The organism is Thermomonospora umbrina (assembly GCF_003386555.1).
GTDB classification, from domain to species: domain Bacteria; phylum Actinomycetota; class Actinomycetes; order Streptosporangiales; family Streptosporangiaceae; genus Thermomonospora; species Thermomonospora umbrina.
Window position 1 is genome coordinate 3,356,385 of sequence record NZ_QTTT01000001.1, and the last position, 17,801, is coordinate 3,374,185.

Sequence of the window (17,801 nt, forward strand, 5' to 3'; positions counted from 1 at the left end):
TCGCCCTCCACGGACCGACAAGGGTTCCGCTGTCCTGTCTATCCGTGGTGTCTACCGCCGTGCGGCGCGCGGCTCCCCCGCGCGGAGGGCCCCAGGGGACCGCCGGTCAGGTGAGGAGGCGCTCGATGATGTCGCAGGCGTTGGCGGTGCCGTCCTCCCGGGAGAGACGACGGCCGACGCCCCTGGCGCCCGAGGCCAGACCCGGGTCGTTCGTGGCGTGGAGGATGGCCCCGGCCAGCGAGCCCACGGTCAGGCGACGGAACGGCACGGGTGCGGGCCCGGCCTTGAGGGCGGCGACCCGTTCCCCCCAGTAGGGCTGGTCGCCGAAGAACGGGCAGACCACCGTGGGGACGCCAGCCCGGAGGCCGGCGGCGGTCGTTCCCGCGCCGCCGTGGTGGACGACGGCGGCCATCCGGGGGAACAGCCACGAGTGCGGCACGTCCTCGACGACCATGACGTCGTCGTCGGAGCGGACCTCCTCGTTCTTGGGGTCTCCCTGGACGACGCCCCGTACGCCGGCCCGCCGGAGGGCTTCGCGGACGAGGGTGTGCGCCTTCGCCCGGTCGGGCGGGACCATGCTGCCGAAGCCCACGTAGACGGGGGTCGGACCGGCTTCAAGGAACGCGGTCAGCTCGTCGGAGGGCCGGTAGGCGGGCTCCTCCACGAACCAGTACCCGGTCAGGTGGACGTTCGCGGGCCAGTCGGCCGGGCGCGGGACGACCGCCGAGCTGAAGCAGCACAGCGCCGCGCGCCGTCCCCCCGAGGCGGGCCGCCTCGCGGGGCCGAGCAGCGGGGCGGACGGCAGCCCGAGGTCCCGACGACGCCACGGGTTGATGAACGGCCGGGCGAGCTGCCACGCCACCTGGTCGACGGCCTGGAAGCTCAGCCGGTTGCCGACCGGACCCAGGAACCGGGCCTGGGGGACCATCGGATGCGGGAAGTGCCCGGTCGGGTGGCTCGGCTGGTAGTGGATCTCGGCGGCCGGGACGCCCAGGGAGGAGCCGAGGTGCTCCCCGAGGCCCCCGGCGGTCGGGGCCAGGATGAGGTCCGCGCCCCGGGAGGCGGTGAGCAGCTCGCCCAGCAGTTGTTCGGCCAGCGGGCCGAGGAGACGCCGGAAGCCCCGCAGGAACCGAACCGGGTTGCGACCCCCGGCCAGCAGCTCCTGGCCCTCGTCGGTGTTGAGCAGCTCGGCGGGGTCGACGCTGAGGGGGGCCGCCTCCAGCCCGGCGGCGGCGATCAGGGCGGCGTAACGGGCGGCGGCGATCACGCGCACGGTGTGGCCGCGGGCCGCCAGACCCTGGCCGAGCGCCACGCAGGGCTGGATGTCGCCCCGCGATCCGAGCGCGAACAGGACGATGGTCCGCTGCACTTCCCACCTCCCTGAGTGAGCGAGAAATTACCTGCCGCGCCCCGTCCGAGGGCTACTCGTCGACCTGTGAATCGCCGAGGTGCTTTTGTCAGTCGAGAGATAAAAACGCCTTTTCGGAGCGGGTGCCTACCAAGGGTCCCCCCGAAAGCGGCGGGGCCGGCCGCCGTCGTCCGGCGGGGGCCCGTCCTCGGGAAGGTACGGAAGGTAATAACCGGGCGGCGGGACGGGCGGCCACAGTTCCGCCGTGGTCCGCTGAGGCCCCTGCCCGGTGTACGCCGAGGCCCCCACGGCCACCGGCTCGGGCTCCTCGCGCGCGGCGGCCTTCTGGGCCTTCTCCTTCGCGGCGTCGGACGCCGCCGCCTGCCGCCGGGTCGGCATCGTGAACGCGGCCACCACCGCGCCGACCAGGACCAGGGCGGCCCCCACCAGCAGCCCCACCGAGGTGCCCTGTCGGAACGCCTCCGCCCTGCCCGCGCCGGACGCGGTGGCCCGGGACTCCAGGGTGTCGACGACCAAGCCCAGGACCGCGATGCCGATCCCGGCCGACAGCTCGCGGACGACGTTGATGATGCCCCCGGCGACGCCCGCGCGCTCGTCCGGCACCGCCTTCAGCGCGTACATGCCGAGCGGCATCGTCAGCGCCGAGCCGATGCTGATCAGCGCGATCCCCGGCAGCAGTTGGGCGAAGCCGTCCCCCTGCCGCAGCAGCGTGAACGTCGCCATCCCGGCGGCCATCAGCACCATGCCCAGGCCGACCCCGAGCCGGGCGCCGAACCTGGCCGCCACCAGGAACGACACCGGCGCCGTGACCAGCACCAGCGCGGCGGTCGGGAGGTAGGCGACGGCGGCGGTGGTCGGCGTGAACGCCAGCACGTTCTGCATGAACAGCGCCGAGTAGTACATGACCCCGTTGAACCCGATGCCCCAGAGCATCGAGGTGACGATCCCGCCGGTGAAGACCCGGTTCCGGAAGAACGCCATGTCGATCATCGGGTCGGGGGCCCAGCCCTCCACGATCACGAAACAGATCCCGGCGACGACGGCCAGCGCCGCCACGCCGAGCACCTCCGGATCGGTCCAACCCAGCTCACCGCCCGCGTGGAACGCGTACACCAGCGCGAACAGCGCGGTGGCGGAGACCAGCACGCCCGGCAGGTCCACCCGGGCGCGGGTCTCGGCCGCCGGACCGTCCAGCGCCACCAGGCCCAACGCGATCACCGCGAGCCCCGCCGGGACGTTGACCAGGAAGATCCAGCCCCAGTGCCGGTGCTCGACGATGAACCCGCCGATGCCGGGGCCCCCGGCCAGCGCCAGCGACAGCGAGACCAGCCAGACCAACTGGCCGATCGAACGCTGCCGGTCGGTGCGCCCCACGGTGATCACGACCAGGACGGCGGGCAGCGCGACGGCCGAGCCGACCCCCTGCACCAGCCGGGCCGCGATGAGCATCGCCCCCGAATCGGCGAGCCCGCAGACCGCCGAGGCCCCGGTGAAGACCGCCATGCCGACCGTGAACGTGATCCGGCAGCCGTACAGGTCGGCGAGCCGGCCGCCCGCGATCAACAGGCAGGAGAACATCAGGACGTACCCGATCGTCACCCAGCGCAGTGCCGCATAGCCCATCCCCAGATCGCGGCGGATGGTCTCCTGAGCGATGGCGACCACCGTGTTGTCCATGGCGATCATGAAGGCGCTGACGGCCACCACCGCCAGCGCCCATCGGTAACGGCCCCGGGTCACCTGTCGTCAACGGCGTTCCGCCGCAGCGGAAATGCGCCGCTTCCTCCTCAACCGAGATGTTGCTATCGTGGCGTCTCATTCTCTGCAGTCACCGACTCCCGGCCCCGTAGGGCTGTGATCAGGGGTCCGTGACCTCCCCATCTGGCCACATCCGGCATGATCCGGTCTTGTCATGACCGTGACAAGTGAACCGGGAGAAAAGTGACCTGGGTGCGCATCCGGGAACGGCCGGAGTAGGACAAGGTGCTGGTTCGAACGATCCGCGCTTCATCGTTGGGAGTGCCGCACCCATGCAGTCGAACGATCGTTCTGGAGCACGGCCGGACGAGCCGCGGATCACCGAGGACGCGATTCGTCGGTATCTGATCGAGCAGATCGCGCGCCGCTCCAGGATCACGGCCGCCGAGGTCGACCCCGACCGTCCCGTCGAGGAGTTCGGGCTCGCCTCCCGCGACGCCGTCGCCATCGCCGGTGAGCTCGAGCAGTTGCTCGGTCGCTCGCTGCCCGCCACCCTCGTCTGGGAGCACCCCACGATCAACGGGCTCGCCGCCGTGCTGTCCGGCGCGGCCGAGCCCGCCGCCACGGCCGCCGCGTCCGTGGACGCCGTCCGCAACGAGCGGCCCGACGAGCCGATCGCCGTCATCGGCATCGGCTGCCGCTTCCCCGGCGGCGCGTCCGGCGACCTGTCCGGCCCCGAGCAGTACTGGCGCTTCCTGCTCGGCGAGGGGGACGCGATCCGGGAGGTCCCCGAGGGCCGCTGGGACGCCTTCGACGACGGCTCGCCCGAGGTCGGCGACCTGCTGGCGAAGACCACCCGACTGGGCGGGTTCCTCAACGACCTCGCCGGGTTCGACGCCCGGTTCTTCGGCATCACGCCGGGCGAGGCCGACCTGATGGACCCGCAGCAACGGCTGGTCCTGGAGGTGGCCTGGGAGGCGTTCGAGCACGCCGGGCTGGCCCCCGCGTCGCTGCGCGGCACCCGCACGGGCGTGTTCGTCGGGGTCGGCGCGCCGGAGTACGCCGCGTTCACCGCCTCCGACCTGACCGCCGTCGAGCCGTTCACCACGACCGGCGCGTCGCTCGCCATCATCGCCAACCGGCTGTCGTACCTGCTGGACCTGCGCGGTCCCAGCATGATCGTGGACACCGCCTGCTCGTCCTCGCTGGTGTCCACGCACCTGGCCGTCCGGGCGCTGCGGGCCGGGGACGCCGACGTGGCGCTGGCCGGCGGGGTCAACCTGCTGCTGTCGCCGACCGTCACCATGACGTTCGACCAGGGCGGCGGGACCGCCGCCGACGGCCGCTGCAAGGCGTTCGACGCGTCCGCCGACGGGATGGTCCGCGCCGAGGGCTGCGGCGCCGTGGTGCTCAAGCGGCTGTCGGACGCCCAACGCGACGGCGACCGGATCCTGGCCGTCATCCGGGGCACCGGCGTCAACTCCGACGGGCGCTCCAACGGGCTCGTCGCCCCCAACTCCGAGGCCCAGAAGGCGCTGCTGCGCCAGGTGTACGCGTCCTCCGGCGTCGACCCCGCCGAGGTCGACTACATCGAGGCGCACGGCACCGGGACGTTCCTCGGCGACCCGATCGAGGCCAAGGCGCTCGGCGAGGTGCTGGGCGCCTCCGGCGGTCGCCCCGAGGACGAGCCGCTGCTGCTGGGCTCGGCCAAGGCGAACCTGGGCCACATGGAGTCGGCGGCCGGCATCGCCGGGCTGATCAAGACGGTGCTGGCGCTGCGGCATCGGACGATCCCGAAGAGCCCGCACTTCAAGGAGCCCAACCCGCACATCCCGTTCGAGGAGATGCGGGTCGCGGTCACGGCGGCGGAGACCGCATGGCCGAAGCGCAGCCACCCTGCCCGCGCGGGCGTGTCCGGCTTCGGCTTCGGCGGCACCAACGCGCACGTGATCCTGGAGGAGGCCCCGCCGGCGGCGCGGGGGACGGCGGACACCGCGCTGGTCCGCTCGTTCCCGCTGTCGGACACGGCCGCCGACCGGATCGCCGAGCACGCCGCCGACCTCGCCGCCTGGGTCGAGGCGGGCGGGGACGACGTCCCCCTCGCCGACCTGGCGTACACCCTGCACCGCAGGGACGGCCGGGGCCGGTCGCGCGCCGCCGTGGTGGCGCGCGACCGGGCCGGGCTGCTGGACGGGCTGAAGGCGCTGGCCGCCGGGGACCCGCATCCGGCCGTCGTGTCGGCCACCGCGCTCGGGATGCCCCGCCCGCCGGTCTGGGTCTTCTCCGGATTCGGGGCGCAGCGCCCCGAGATGGCGCGGCGGCTCCTCCAGGAGGAGGCCGCGTTCACCGAGGCGATCGACGACGTCGACCGGCTGATGGCGGAGGAGGGCGACTTCTCCCTCTGGGACTTCATCGAGAACGCCGAGGAGAAACCGCACCCGGCGCACACGATGATGGCGCTGTTCGGCATCCAGATCGGGCTGGCCCGCATGTGGCGCTCGTACGGGGTCACCCCGGCCGCCGTCGTCGGCCACTCGATGGGCGAGATCGCGGCGGCGGTCGTCGCCGGCAGGCTCACCCTCACCGACGGCGTCAAGGTCATCTGCCGGCGCTCCACGGTGATGACGAGGCTGCTCGGCGGCTCCGGGGCGATGGCCGTCCTCGGCGCGTCCGAGGACGAGGTCCGCGCGCTGGCCCACGACCTGCCGGACGTGCACCCGGCCGTGTTCTCCGCGCCGCGGCAGACCGTCGTCACCGGGGCTGCGGACCAGATCGCCGTCATTATGGAACGGGCCGAAAAGGAGGGCCGGCTCGCCCGCGAGGTCAAGGCGGGGGCCGCCGGACACTCCCCGCAGACCGAGCCGCTGCTGCCCGAGCTGCGCGAACTCCTCGCCGACGTGGGCACCGAGCCGGGTGTCCCGCTGGCCCCCGACATCGCGTTCTACTCCACCGCCCTGGAGGACCCGCGCGCCGCCGACGTCCTCGACGCCGACTACTGGGCGGCCAACCTGCGCAACCCGGTGCGGATCACGGGGGCGCTGACCGCCGCCGCCGACGACGGGCACCGCACGTTCGTCGAGCTGAACGTCCACCCGATCCTGGCCGGGCCGACGGCCGAGACGCTGGAGGGCACCGGCGCGCTGGTGACCCACACGCTGAAGCGGGCGCCCAAGGGCCAGGAGACCGACGACACCCTGACCTTCCACACCCAGCTCGCCACCCTGGCCGTCAACGGGTACAAGGTCCGCCGGCCCGCCGGGTCGCTGATCGAGCCGCCGCCCGCCCGGTGGCGGCACGAGCGGCACTGGGCCGCGCCGACCGTGCGCCGCACCGGGAGTCGTGACGAGCACCCGCTGCTCGGCGCGCACACCGAGCTGCCCGGCGAGGACCGGCACGTGTGGCGCGGCGACGCGGGCACCGCGGCCCAGCCGTGGATCACGCGGACCGGCGTGCACGGGATCCCGATCCTGCCGCCCGCCGCCCTCGCCGAGATGGCGCTGGCGGCCGGGGCGCAGGCGCTCGGCACCGACGAGGTCCGCGTCAACAGCCTGTGGATGGAGCAGCCGCTCGCGCCGGAGGAGCACGCCACCGTCACCACCACGTTCACCGAGGTCGACCACCGGGTCGTGATCCACGCCCGGACCGCCGCCGGCACGTGGACCCGGCTGGCCAGCGCCGACGTGGGCCCCGACCACCGGAGCCCCATGCCGGCGCTGTCCGCCCCGGGCACCGAGGTCGCCGGGGCCGACAAGGGGAGCCGGCACCACCGGCTGCACCCCGAGGTCTTCGACCGCTGCCTGGACGTGCTGTACGCGGAGGCCGCCGCCGTCGAGCCCGGCACCTGGCTGGTGGAGACCATCGACAGCCTGCGCGTGTACGGCCCGACCCACCGCGGCGGGCACTGCCAGGTCTCGGTCGTCCACGGCGACGAGACCCACGGCACGCTGCGCCTCCTCGGCGAGGACGGCGAGGTGCTGATCGAGGCCGCCGGGATCGTCCTGCGCCGGGTCGAACGCGCCGACATCCCCGTGCCGCTCACCGGGAAGCTCGCCGAGCTGCGCTGGGACGAGACCGACGCGCCCGAGCCGTCCGTCGCCGACGGGACCTGGCTGGTGCTGGCCGCCGACGGCGACCCGTTCGCCGACGCGCTGGACGCCGAACTGCGGGACGGCGGGCACCGCGTCGTTCGGCACGCCATCACCCGGCGGCCGCCGGACGACCACCCGCCGATGGACCAGCCACCGACCGGCGTCGTGCTGATCCCGTCCCCCGAGCTGGTGGACGAGGACCTCGTGCTGATGGTCGCCGGCGTGAGCCACAGCCTGCCCAACGGCACCCGCCTGTGGGTCGCCACCCGCGAGGCGCTGCCCGTTCTGGACGGCGAGGCCGGACGGCCGAGGCAGGGCTTCATCCGGGCGCTGACCCGGGTGCTGCTCTTCGAACGGTCCGCGCTGCGGGCCACCCTCGTCGACATCGACGACCTGGCAGGCGTGCCCGCTCTGATCACCGAGCTGCTCGGCGACGCCGACGCGACCGAGGTCGCCTGGCGGGACGGCGTCCGGTACGTGGCGCGCCTCGACCGGGCCCGCCTCGCGGCGGACGGCGACCCCCGGCCCAGGAAGATCGTCTGTCGGGGCGGCGCGTACGTCATCACCGGCGGCTACGGCGGCATCGGACTGGTCACGGCGCAACTGCTGGCCGAGCGGGGCGCCGGCCGGATCGTGCTGTCGGGGCGTTCCGGACCCGGGCCCGACGCCGAGAAGGTGATCGCCAGGCTTCGGGAGGGCGGTGTCGACGTCGGCGTGGTCCTCGGCGACATCGCCGCCGAGGGCGTGGCCGAGCGGCTGATCGCGGCGGCCACGGAGGGCGGCGCGAGACTGTGCGGCGTCGTCCACGGAGCCGCCGGGATGGACGACCGGCTCATCGCCGACCTGGGCCCCGACGACCTGCACCGGGTCTGGACCCCCAAGGTCGCCGGCGCCTGGCGGCTGCACGAGGCGCTGCAGAACGCCGGGGCGGACGACGACCTGGACTTCTTCCTGATGCACTCGTCGGCCGCGGCGCTGCTGGGCTCGCCCGGACAGGCGTCGTACGCCGCCGCCAACGCCGCGCTCGACGCGCTGGTCTCCTGGCGGCGGGCGCACGGGCTGGCCGCCGCCACCATCAACTGGGGCACCTGGTCGCAGATCGGCGGCGCGGCCGACATCAGCGTCACCGTGCTCGACCCGATCACCCCCGGCGAGGGTGTCGAGGCGCTGGAGGCGCTGCTCGCCCACGACCGGGCCGCCACCGGGGTCGCGCGCTTCGACGCGGCCTCCGCGGTGGAGCTGTTCCCCGAGCTCAAGCGCATCCCGTACTTCGCCGCGCTGGTGGCGGAGGCCGGGGCCGACGGCGACGACGAGGCCGACGACTGGCCCGGCGTCGCCGCCCTGCACGAGATGGACCCGGACGAGGCCCGCGACGCCATCTCCGCCCGCGTCCGCCACCGGATCGCCTCCGTCCTCGGCTACGCCCCCGAACGGCTCGACCCGGCCGCCTCGCTCACCGACCTGGGCCTGGACTCGCTGGTCGCGGTGCGGATCAAGAGCGGGGTCGAGCACGACCTCGGGCTGACCGTCCCCGCCGCGCTGCTGCTCCAGGGCGCGAGCATCGACTCCTTCGAGGAGTGGGCGTCCGGCGAGCTGGGCCTCGGCGCCCGCACCCGGCCCGCCGCCTCCTCGGCGGCGGTCTCCAATGCCGAGGCCGGGTACGTGATGCCACGCGACGCCTCCGAGCGGCTCGCCGTGCGGATCTTCGAGGACGTGCTCGGCCTGGAACGGGTCAGCGTCGCCGCCGACTTCTTCGAGCTCGGCGGCCAGGACCACCAGGCCGACCAGGTGGTCGCGGTGCTGAGCCGGGAGCTGGGCGCCGACCTCACCCGGGGCGTGGTGTTCGAGACCCCGACCGCCGAGCACGTCGCCGACCTGATCCGCGCCGTGGACGAGGAGGCCGCCCGGCAGATCGTCCGGCTGCTGCAGCCGGGCCGCCCGCACCGGCGGCCGATCTTCATCGCGCACCCGGCGGGCGGCACCACCGCCTGCTACCAGCAGCTCGCCGCGCTGCTCGGCCCCGACCAGCCGGTGTACGGCCTGGAGCGGTTCGACGACGCGCCCGGTGTGGAGGAGCGCGCGGCCCGCTACGTCCAACATCTGACCGAGGCGCAGCCGGACGGGCCCTTCCGGCTCGGCGGCTGGTCGTTCGGCGGGGTGCTGGCCTACGAGACCGCCCGGCAGCTCACCGCCGCCGGGCGGGAGGTCGAGCTGGTGGCGCTGTTCGACGCGGGCCTGCCGCACGACGTGGAGGACGACGCCGACTCGCTGGCCCGCCGGTTCGTCGCCTTCGCCGACTACGTGAACGAGACCTACGAGCTGGGTGTCGAGCTGCGCTACGAGGAACTGGCGGGGCTCACCGAGGACGCCCAGTTCGCGCTGGTGATGGAGCGGGCGGGCGGGCTCGCCGAGCTGCTGCCCCCCGCCGTGCTCCACCACCAGCTCACGTCCCACCAGGACACCCGGTCGCTGGAGGCGTACCGGCCCGCGCCGTACGACGGTCGGGTGGTGCTCTACCGCGCGCCGGAGGAGACCCCCTGGGCGGTCAAGGACGCCCGGTACGTGCCGGATCCGACCAACCGGTTCGGGGGTTTCGCCACCCACCTGGAGATCGTGACGATCCCCGGGGTCCACCACCTCAACCTTCTCGATCCGCCGGGCGTGGAGATCCTCGCCGCCCACCTGGCCAAGCAGCTCGCCCCCCTCCGCCAGGTGGCACCGTCCGGCACCTCCTGACCAGCTCCGCCCCCGGAATAAGGTGAACGATGTCTGATCTGCTCGACGCCGTACGCGCCGGCGCCTCCCCCGCCGAGCTGCTGAACTGCGACCTGCCGACGCACTACCGGGCCGCCTACACGCGCCTGGACGAGATCGGCATCTTCGAAGGGGAGACCGACAAGGACGTCCGCCGGTCGATCCACGTCGGGGACGTGGAGATGCCCGAACTCGCGCCGGACGAGGTGATCGTCGCGGTGATGTCCGCGGCGGTGAACTTCAACTCGGTGTGGACGGCCATCTTCGAGCCGATGCCGACGTTCTACTTCCTCAACAAGCTGGGCAAGAAGGACCGCTGGGGCGCCCGGCACGACCAGGCGTTCCACCAGCTCGGCTCGGACGCCTCCGGCGTCGTGGTCCGCGTCGGCGCGGGTGTCCGGCACTTCAAGGTCGGCGACAAGGTGATCGTCACCCCGTCCGCCATCGACGACCAGGCCCCGGCCAGCCAGGACGACGGGGTCCTCGCCCCCGACCCCATCGCCTGGGGCTTCGAGAACAACTACGGGGCGTTCGGCGAGTTCTGCATCGCCAAGGCCACCCAACTCCTGAAGAAGCCCTCGCACCTGTCCTGGGAGGAGTCGGCGGCCAACATGCTGTGCGCCGGCACCGCCTACCGGATGCTGATCAGCCGCAACGGCGCCCGGATGAAGATGGGCGACGTGGTGCTGGTCTGGGGCGCGACCGGCGGCCTCGGCTCGTACGCGGTGCAGTTGGTCAAGAACGCCGGCGGCATCCCCGTCGCGGTGGTCTCCTCCGAGGACAAGGCGGAGCTGGTCCGCAGGCAGGGCTGCGAGCACGTGATCAACCGCGCCGAGGTCGACTTCGGCGACAAGGGCCTCAGTCATCCCAAGGGCTGGCGTCGCCTCGGTGAGGAGATCCGGCGGCTGGTCGGCGAGGACCCGCACATCGTGTTCGAGTACCTCGGCCGCGAGACGTTCGGCGCGTCGGTCTACGTCGCCCGGCGCGGCGGCAAGATCGTCACGTGCGGCTCCAGCACCGGCTACCGGCACGAGTACGACAACCGGTACCTGTGGATGAACGTGAAGAGCATCGTCGGCAGCCACGGCTTCAACTACCAGGAGGCCGCCGAGACCGCCCGGCTGCTCGACCTGGGCCTGCTGCACCCGACGCTGTCGAAGGTCTACCCCCTGGAGCAGACCGGCGAGGCCGTCCGCGCCGTGCAGACCAACAACCACATCGGCAAGGTCGGCATCCTCTTCGGGGCCACCGAGGAGCACCAGGGCATCGACGACCCGGCCAAGCGCGAGCGCCTCGGCGAGAACATGATCAACCTGTACCGCCAGTGAGCCAGGCCGTGGCCCCGTACCGCGCCACGGGGCCACGGCCGCCCGTGCTCACGGCGTGAGGACGAGCCGTCCGCGCAGACCGCCCTTGGCGAACCTCTCGTGGGCGTGGGCGGCGTCCTCCAGCGGGAAGGTGGCCGCGACCCGCGTCGTCAGCCGGCCCTCTCGGACGAGGTCGGACAGGCCGGCGAGGGTTCGGCCGTCCGCCGCGATCCACTGGTCGAGCACCCGCACGCCTCGGAGCGGCGGGGGCGCGGTCCCGCCGATCACGGAGACGAACGCGCCCCGACTCCGCACCGCGTCGAACGCGGGCAGTCCGAGCACCGCCGCGTCGAGCACGCCGTCCACGCCGCCCGGCACCAGGTCGCGCGCGCGGTCCGCGAGGGCCTCGGACCGCTCCACGAACGCGTGGGCGCCGAGCCCCCGGACGAGCTCCTCGGCGTCGCCGCCGGCCTGCGCCACCACCCGCAGTCCGCGCAGCGCGGCCAATTCCACGGCGAAGCCCCCGACCGCTCCGGCCGCACCCGTGACCAGCAGCGTCTCGCCGGCGGCGAGGCCGAGCAGGTCGAGCGACTGGGACGCCGTCAGCGCCGCCAGCGGCAGCGTCGCGGCCTCGATGGCCGTGAGCCCCTCCGGGGCGGGCGCGGCGGCGGACGCGTCCAGCACCATGAATTCCGCGTACGCCCCCAGGGACAGGTCCAACCGATCGCGCATCCCGATCACCCGGTCCCCGGCGGCGAAGCCCGTCACCCCCGGCCCCACCTGTTCGACGCGCCCCGCGACGTCCCACCCGATGCCGGTGACGTCCCGCCGCTCCATCAGTCCGGCCTCGGCCATGCCGCCCGCCCGGGTGGCGAGATCCACCGGGTTGACGGCGGCCCCCTCGACCCTGACCAGGATCTGTCCCGCCCCGGGTTCCGGCATCGCCACGTCGACGACCTTCAGGGCCTCCGGACCGCCGAAGGACTTGACCACTACCGCGCGCATGATGATCTCCGTTCGTCGTGCTGTACCGACGAACCTAGAAAGAGTTACTCTCTAATCGGAAGTACGCACTCGGAAGTGCGTACCGCACGACGAGGAGAGCCATGGGCACGCAGACCGCCGCACAGCGCAGGGAGCACGCTCGGGTCGTCTACGACGCGTACCTCGCCGAATGCCCCACGCGTCGCCTGCTCGACCGCATCAGCGACAAGTGGGTCGGCCTGATCATCAACGCCCTGTCGGAGGGGCCTCGGCGCTACAGCGACCTCTCCCGACGCGTCGCCAGCATCAGCGACAAGATGCTCACCCAGACCCTACGGAGCCTGGAACGCGACGGCCTCGTCACCCGCACGATCACCCCGTCCGTCCCGGTCCGCGTCGACTACGCCCTGACCCCTCTCGGCCTGAGCCTCCTTCCGGTGATGCAGGCCATCAAGGCGTGGGCCGAAGCCCACATGGACGAGGTCGAGGCCGCCCGCAACACCCACGACACCGCAACGACGATCACTTCGTGAGGGCGATCCCGCCGGCGGAGGAGCCTGGGCGGCGGGGCGCGACCCTCGGCACATGACCTTCGGCCGGACTCCGTGGGCGGACGTCGGCCGTGGTGTTCCTGGTGGTCCGGCACGGTCACAGGGCCGACCGGACGGCTCGGGCGATCCTCTCGTCGATGCGGCCGTCGGGTGCGCCGCCCACGCCGACACCCGCGATGGGGAAGCCCTTGTGGGTGACGGGCACGCCGCCGGGCAGGGTGAGCGTGCCGGGGATCTTGTCGATGACCGGGTTGTCGGTCAGCCTGCTGGTCGGCTGCCCGAAGGCGACGGCGGTGTACGCCTTGCGCTTGGCGGACTCGTAGGTCTGCGGGCCGGAGCGACGGGTCCGGACGACCAGACGGATGATCCCCGAGCGCTCCATGATCACCACCGTCACCCGCTGCCGCCCCTCGCGCTTGGCGGCCCGGACGGCGGCCTTGGCGGCACGCGCCAGCGACTTGTCCGACAGCACGTATTCGACGCGTGGACGTTCCACGGTCGTGGTGGTCCGGGCGGCGTGCGAACTCCCCGCCGCGAAGAGCGTCCCCGATGCGACGACGAAGAACACGGCCGCGCCGCCCATGAAACCGCGATATGGCATCGAAACCCCCGAAGGTCATGATGTGATCACCGGCTCACTTCCCGGCGGATCGGCCCGCAGACCTCGCAAAGGGGTTTCTTGTGCAACATCCGATCATGTGATGACCCGTGCCCCCGGCCGTTCGGGCTCGGGTGAGAATCTCACTACCCCGAGTGATCGCCCACGGGTCATGGGGAGGCCGCGGACGGCGTGGGATGGGCACGTGGGCGCGGTACAGGTGGGCACGTACCGGCCGAAGCTTCTTTGAACCCGCCATACACTGACGTTCCGTTGTGCACGGGACCTACTTGCGGCACATCCGTATAACACGTCAGCGCTTACTCGGGTGGTCGCACGTCATCGACGGAGAGTGACGATTCGGCGGGGAGGTCGAGGGTGGCAGGCGACGGCGTGACGAGCGGGGACCGCCACTGGGCGGGGGTGCCCCGCGAACTGGCCGACCTCATGCGACCGCATCTGGACGCGGTGGCCGACGACATGATCACCGAGATCCAGGCCCGGGTCCGCGAGTACGACCGGCCCCCCGACGCCCGTTCCTCCGGCGCCCTGCGGACGGCCGTCGAGAGGGTGCTGCACCACTTCGTCGAACGGGTCGCCGACCCCGACGGCGACCCCCACTCCGTCATCGACTTCTTCCACGCCATCGGCCGAGGCGAGGCCGGCGAGGGCCGCAGCCTCGACGCCATGCAGTCGGCGCTGCGCGTCGGCGGGCTGGTCGCCTGGCGGCGGATCTCCGCCGGGGCCGTTCAGCTCAACGTGTCGCCGGCGACCCTCGGGGCGATCGGCGAGGCGCTGCTGTCGTACCAGGACGAGCTGGCCGCCGCCGCCGCGGCGGGGCACGCGCAGGCGCAGGCCGCCGTCGCCGGGGAGACGCAGCGCCGTCGCCAGCGGCTCCTCGGCCTGCTGCTGGCGGTGCCGCCGTCGACGCCCGAGTCGATCGCCGACCAGGCCGCCGTCGCCCGCTGGGCCGTTCCCCGTACGGTGGCGGCCGTGGCGCTGGGCGAGCACCGTCACGACCCGCTGCATCCGGGTTTCCCGTCCGACATCCTCGCCGACCTCACCCGACCCACGCCGAGCCTCGTCGTCCCGGATCCGGACGGGCCCGGGCGCGCCAAGCTGGTCGACCGCGCCCTGACCAACTGCCTGGCGGCGGTGGGTCCCACCGTGCCGATCGCGGAGGCCGGCCGTTCCATGGAGTGGGCGCGCCGCGCCCTGGCGCTGGCCGAGCGCGGGATCATCCCCACCACCGGCCGGACCGGCGTGATCCGCAGTGTGGAGCACATGTCCACGCTGATCCTCTTCCAGGACGAGGAGCTGCTGTCGACGCTGGCCCGGCTGCGGCTGGCCCCGCTGGCGCACCTGCGCGCCTCCCAACAGGACCGGCTCGCCGAGACCCTGCTGGCCTGGCTGCAGTCCGGACGCAACGCCAACGAGGTCGCGATGCGGCTGCACGTCCACCCGCAGACCGTCCGCTACCGGCTCCGCCAGCTCGAGGAGCTGTTCGGCGACCGGCTCCTCGACCCCGACCTGCGCTTCGACCTGGAGATCGTCCTCCGCGCCCGCAGCCTGACCGACCGGGGCCCCGAGCACCTGATGCCGCCGGCCCGCCGGGCGGTCTCGGGCGACGTCGTGACCCTGCGCCGCTAGCTCAGCCGATCCGGTCGGCGTGCGCGCGGTAGACGAACTCCTCGGCGGCCGGCTCGGTGGCCAGGGCGGTGATGAGGCGGTGGTCGGGGGCCAGGGAGCAGGCCGGGTCCGTGCGGGCGGCGTCGCCGGTCAGCGCGTGGGCCTGGCAGCGGCAGCCGCCGAAGTCGATCTCCTTGCGCGGGCAGCCCGCGCAGGGTTCGGGCATCCAGTCCGTGCCGCGGTAGGCGTTGAACGCGGGCGACTCCGACCAGATCCAGCTCAGCGGATGCTCCAGGGCATGGGGCAGCTCCAGCGGCAGACCGTACGCCGCCGGGCAGGGCAGCACCCGGCCGTCGGGGGCCACGGTGAGGGAGACCGCCCCCCAGCCGCCCATGCAGGGCTTGGCCACACCCTCGAAGTGATCGGGCACGACCCAGATCAGCTCGGCCCGGGTGCGCCCGCGCCAGTGCTCGACGCGCTCGCGGGCCCGGGTCAATTGATCGCGGGTGGGTAGCAGCGCCCGCCGGTTGGTCAGACCCCAGCCGTAGAACTGGGTGTTGGCCAGCTCGATGCGCTCCGCGCCCCAGTCCACGCCGAGCGCGATGATCGCGTCGATGGCGTCCAGGTTGTGGCGGTGCAGCACGACGTTGAGGCCGAGCGGCAGGCCGGAGGCGCGGATCACGGCGGCGGCCTCGCGTTTGGCGTCGAACGAGCGGCGTCCGGCGATGCGGTCCGAGGTGGCCGCGTCCGCGGCCTGGACGGACAGTTGGACGCTGCGCAGACCGGCGGCGGTCAACCCGGCCAACCGCCGACCGGTCAGACCGAGACCGCTGGTGACCAGTTGCGTGTAGATGCCCGCCCCGGACGCGGCGGCGACGAGCTCGGGCAGATCGCGCCGGAGCAGCGGCTCGCCGCCGGACAGATGGGCGTGGCGGACGCCGAGCGCGCCGGCCTCCGCGAAGATCCGCACCCAGGCGGCCGTGTCCAGCTCGCGGGAACGGGCGGTCAGCTCGGTGGGGTTGGAGCAGTAGGGGCAGCGCAGCGGGCAGGCGTGGGTCAGCTCGGCCAGCATGGCCCAGGGCGGGTTCACCGCAGCCATCCGTGCTCCCGGATGTCGGCCAGGAAGTCCGAGACCTCGCCGGCGTGTTCGGGAGGGAAGGCCGAGACGATCTCGACGTCGGTACGGCTGCCGTCGCACAGATCGACGATGGCGGCGGCCTGCGTGTTGAGCACGATGATGCGCTCGGGGACGATCAACAGCCGGGCCTCGCGCACCGGGCAGTGGCTGAGCTGGACGGCGGGTGCCAGCGCCGGTCGCCAGCTCATCGGCACGCCTCCTCGATGGCGTCGAGCATGGTCCACAGCACCTGGCACTTGTAGGCCAGCGCGTCCAGCGCGGCCCGCCGCTGGTCGGGGGTGCGGGCCCAGGACAGGACGAGAGGCAGCGCCTGCCCGCCGTCGCGGGCGCCCTGCTCGACGCGGACCCGGAAGTAGCGCAGGCCCTCGGGGTCGATCCACGGGTAGTGCCTCTCGAACGCGGCGATCCTGACCCTCATCAGGTCCGGTGCGAACAGCTCGGTCAGCGAGGCGGCGACGGCCTCCAGCGCCGTGCCGTGCCGGCAGAGGTTGACGTAGCCGTCCACGGCCAGCCGCACCCCGGGAACGACACCCTCGCCCGACCACAGTTCGTCGCGCGTCAGCCCCGCCGCCTCGCCCAGCCGCAGCCAGCGCTCGATGCCGCCCTCACCCTCGACGCCTCCGTCGTGGTCGGTGATCCGATGGATCCACATCCTGCGCCGCTCGGGCCTGTCCAGCTTGGCCAGGATCAGCGCGTCCTTGATCGGGATGTGCCGCTGATAGTGGAACCGATTGAGGATCCAACCGCGCAGCTCCTCCTTGGAGAGCGTTCCGGCGTGCATGCGCCGATTGAACGGGTGCAGGTGGTGATAACGGCGTTCGGGTACGGCGCGCAATTCGGCTTCGAAGTCCATCACAGTTCCAGGACCATTCCTTCGGTGGCCACCTCCACGCCCAGGCCCGTGTGAAGCCGGCCGGCCGGGTCGTTGAGCGGGTTGGTGTTGTTCAGATGGATGTAGAAACAGCGGGCCGACAGCGCGGCCAGGCGCGCCCGGGTGGCCTCGACCGGCAGGTGCCCCATCCCGGTGGCGCCGCGCTGCGAAATGCCGAGGCGTTGCGGCTCGTCCTCGTGGTAAAAGGTGCCGTCGACGAAGACCACGTCGGCGTCCTCGCCGAAGCCGTCGGGCCATACGCCCATGGCGGGGGCGTACAGCAGGCTCCGCCCGCCGGCGGTGAGGCGAAGTGCGCTGACCCAGCCCTCCCCGTTCATGTGCTCCGCGTAGCGGGGTCGCTTGTCGGAGATCGGCTCCAACGTCGCGGTGACGTCCTCGCCGAGCGGGCCGGGCTCCCGCCACCGCAGGGTCACGTACGCGGCCAACATCCCGAGCGCGTCGCCGGCCGCCCGTCGCACCGCCGAGGCGGCCATGACCTCCAGCTCGTCGGCCTCGCGCAGCCGGGCCAGACCCAGCGTGTGGTCCAGTTCGGCGTCGGTGAGGATGACCCCCGCCAGCGGCGAACGGCGTCCTCGCGGCCTCGTCCACGGGCAGCGTTCGAGCTGTTCGGCCACGTCCGGAGTGGCGTTGACCAGGTAGACCCGGCCGGGGGCCACCTCGACGGCCAGCGACGCGTGCCTCCTGCGACGGGACGCGTCGGCGCGCGCCCCGTCGCATTCGCGGCATCCGCAGTTCCATTGCGGAAGGCCGCCGCCTGCGGCGGTGCCGAGAACCTGCACCCGCACGGGCGGCT

General features: G+C 73.1%; 12 protein-coding genes. 4 read left to right on the forward strand and 8 right to left on the reverse strand.

The window, feature by feature from the left end; translation table 11 throughout:
* Positions 1–106 precede the first annotated feature (106 nt).
* Together DFJ69_RS14995 and DFJ69_RS15000 are read right to left on the reverse strand one after the other, a co-directional pair.
* Positions 107–1,369, reverse strand: a complete 1,263-nt coding sequence (locus tag DFJ69_RS14995; protein ID WP_116023061.1) for a glycosyltransferase — start codon at positions 1,367–1,369, stop codon at positions 107–109.
* Between the two features lie 126 nt (positions 1,370–1,495).
* Positions 1,496–3,109, reverse strand: coding sequence for an MFS transporter (locus DFJ69_RS15000; protein ID WP_116023062.1), 1,614 nt, complete (start codon positions 3,107–3,109; stop codon positions 1,496–1,498).
* 290 nt (positions 3,110–3,399) lie between these two features.
* On the opposite strand from DFJ69_RS15000, the gene DFJ69_RS15005 reads away from it, so the two are divergent.
* Both DFJ69_RS15005 and ccrA read left to right on the forward strand, forming a co-directional pair.
* Positions 3,400–9,891: a type I polyketide synthase gene (locus DFJ69_RS15005; protein ID WP_116023063.1), complete on the forward strand. Its 6,492-nt coding sequence runs from the start codon at positions 3,400–3,402 to the stop codon at positions 9,889–9,891.
* A gap of 29 nt (positions 9,892–9,920) precedes the next feature.
* Entirely contained in the window at positions 9,921–11,237 is a 1,317-nt protein-coding gene (ccrA, locus tag DFJ69_RS15010) for a crotonyl-CoA carboxylase/reductase (protein WP_116023064.1), read from the forward strand.
* Positions 11,238–11,285: 48 nt separating this feature from the next.
* On the opposite strand, the gene DFJ69_RS15015 is transcribed toward ccrA, so the two are convergent.
* Entirely contained in the window at positions 11,286–12,221 is a 936-nt protein-coding gene (locus tag DFJ69_RS15015) for an NADP-dependent oxidoreductase (RefSeq protein ID WP_116023065.1), read from the reverse strand.
* 101 nt (positions 12,222–12,322) lie between these two features.
* On the opposite strand from DFJ69_RS15015, the gene DFJ69_RS15020 reads away from it, so the two are divergent.
* Positions 12,323–12,733: a winged helix-turn-helix transcriptional regulator gene (locus DFJ69_RS15020; RefSeq protein ID WP_116023066.1), complete on the forward strand. Its 411-nt coding sequence runs from the start codon at positions 12,323–12,325 to the stop codon at positions 12,731–12,733.
* A 115-nt stretch (positions 12,734–12,848) separates the two neighbouring features.
* Here the strand turns inward: DFJ69_RS15020 and DFJ69_RS15025 are convergent, their stop codons facing one another.
* Positions 12,849–13,334: a heme-binding protein gene (locus DFJ69_RS15025; protein ID WP_245974390.1), complete on the reverse strand. Its 486-nt coding sequence runs from the start codon at positions 13,332–13,334 to the stop codon at positions 12,849–12,851.
* 393 nt (positions 13,335–13,727) lie between these two features.
* Here DFJ69_RS15025 and DFJ69_RS15030 point away from each other — a divergent pair, with 393 nt between their 5' ends.
* Entirely contained in the window at positions 13,728–14,999 is a 1,272-nt protein-coding gene (locus tag DFJ69_RS15030) for a PucR family transcriptional regulator (RefSeq protein WP_116023068.1), read from the forward strand.
* Between the two features lies 1 nt (position 15,000).
* Here the strand turns inward: DFJ69_RS15030 and pqqE are convergent, their stop codons facing one another.
* Genes pqqE through pqqB form a run of 4 tightly spaced genes read right to left on the reverse strand, consistent with a single transcriptional unit; the run spans position 15,001 to position 17,793 of the window.
* Positions 15,001–16,077 carry a pyrroloquinoline quinone biosynthesis protein PqqE gene (pqqE, locus tag DFJ69_RS15035; RefSeq protein WP_116023069.1) on the reverse strand — a complete coding sequence of 359 codons (1,077 nt, stop codon included), beginning with the start codon at positions 16,075–16,077 and terminating at the stop codon, positions 15,001–15,003.
* Complete coding sequence (pqqD, locus tag DFJ69_RS15040; protein ID WP_116023070.1) at positions 16,065–16,304, reverse strand: pyrroloquinoline quinone biosynthesis peptide chaperone PqqD; 240 nt, start codon at positions 16,302–16,304, stop codon at positions 16,065–16,067. Before pqqD ends, pqqE begins: the two co-directional genes overlap by 13 nt.
* Positions 16,301–16,969, reverse strand: coding sequence for a pyrroloquinoline-quinone synthase PqqC (gene pqqC, locus DFJ69_RS15045; protein WP_116023071.1), 669 nt, complete (start codon positions 16,967–16,969; stop codon positions 16,301–16,303). Before pqqC ends, pqqD begins: the two co-directional genes overlap by 4 nt.
* Complete coding sequence (gene pqqB / locus DFJ69_RS15050; protein WP_116023072.1) at positions 16,969–17,793, reverse strand: pyrroloquinoline quinone biosynthesis protein PqqB; 825 nt, start codon at positions 17,791–17,793, stop codon at positions 16,969–16,971. The genes pqqC and pqqB overlap by 1 nt, the downstream gene beginning before the upstream one ends.
* Positions 17,794–17,801: the final 8 nt, after the last annotated feature.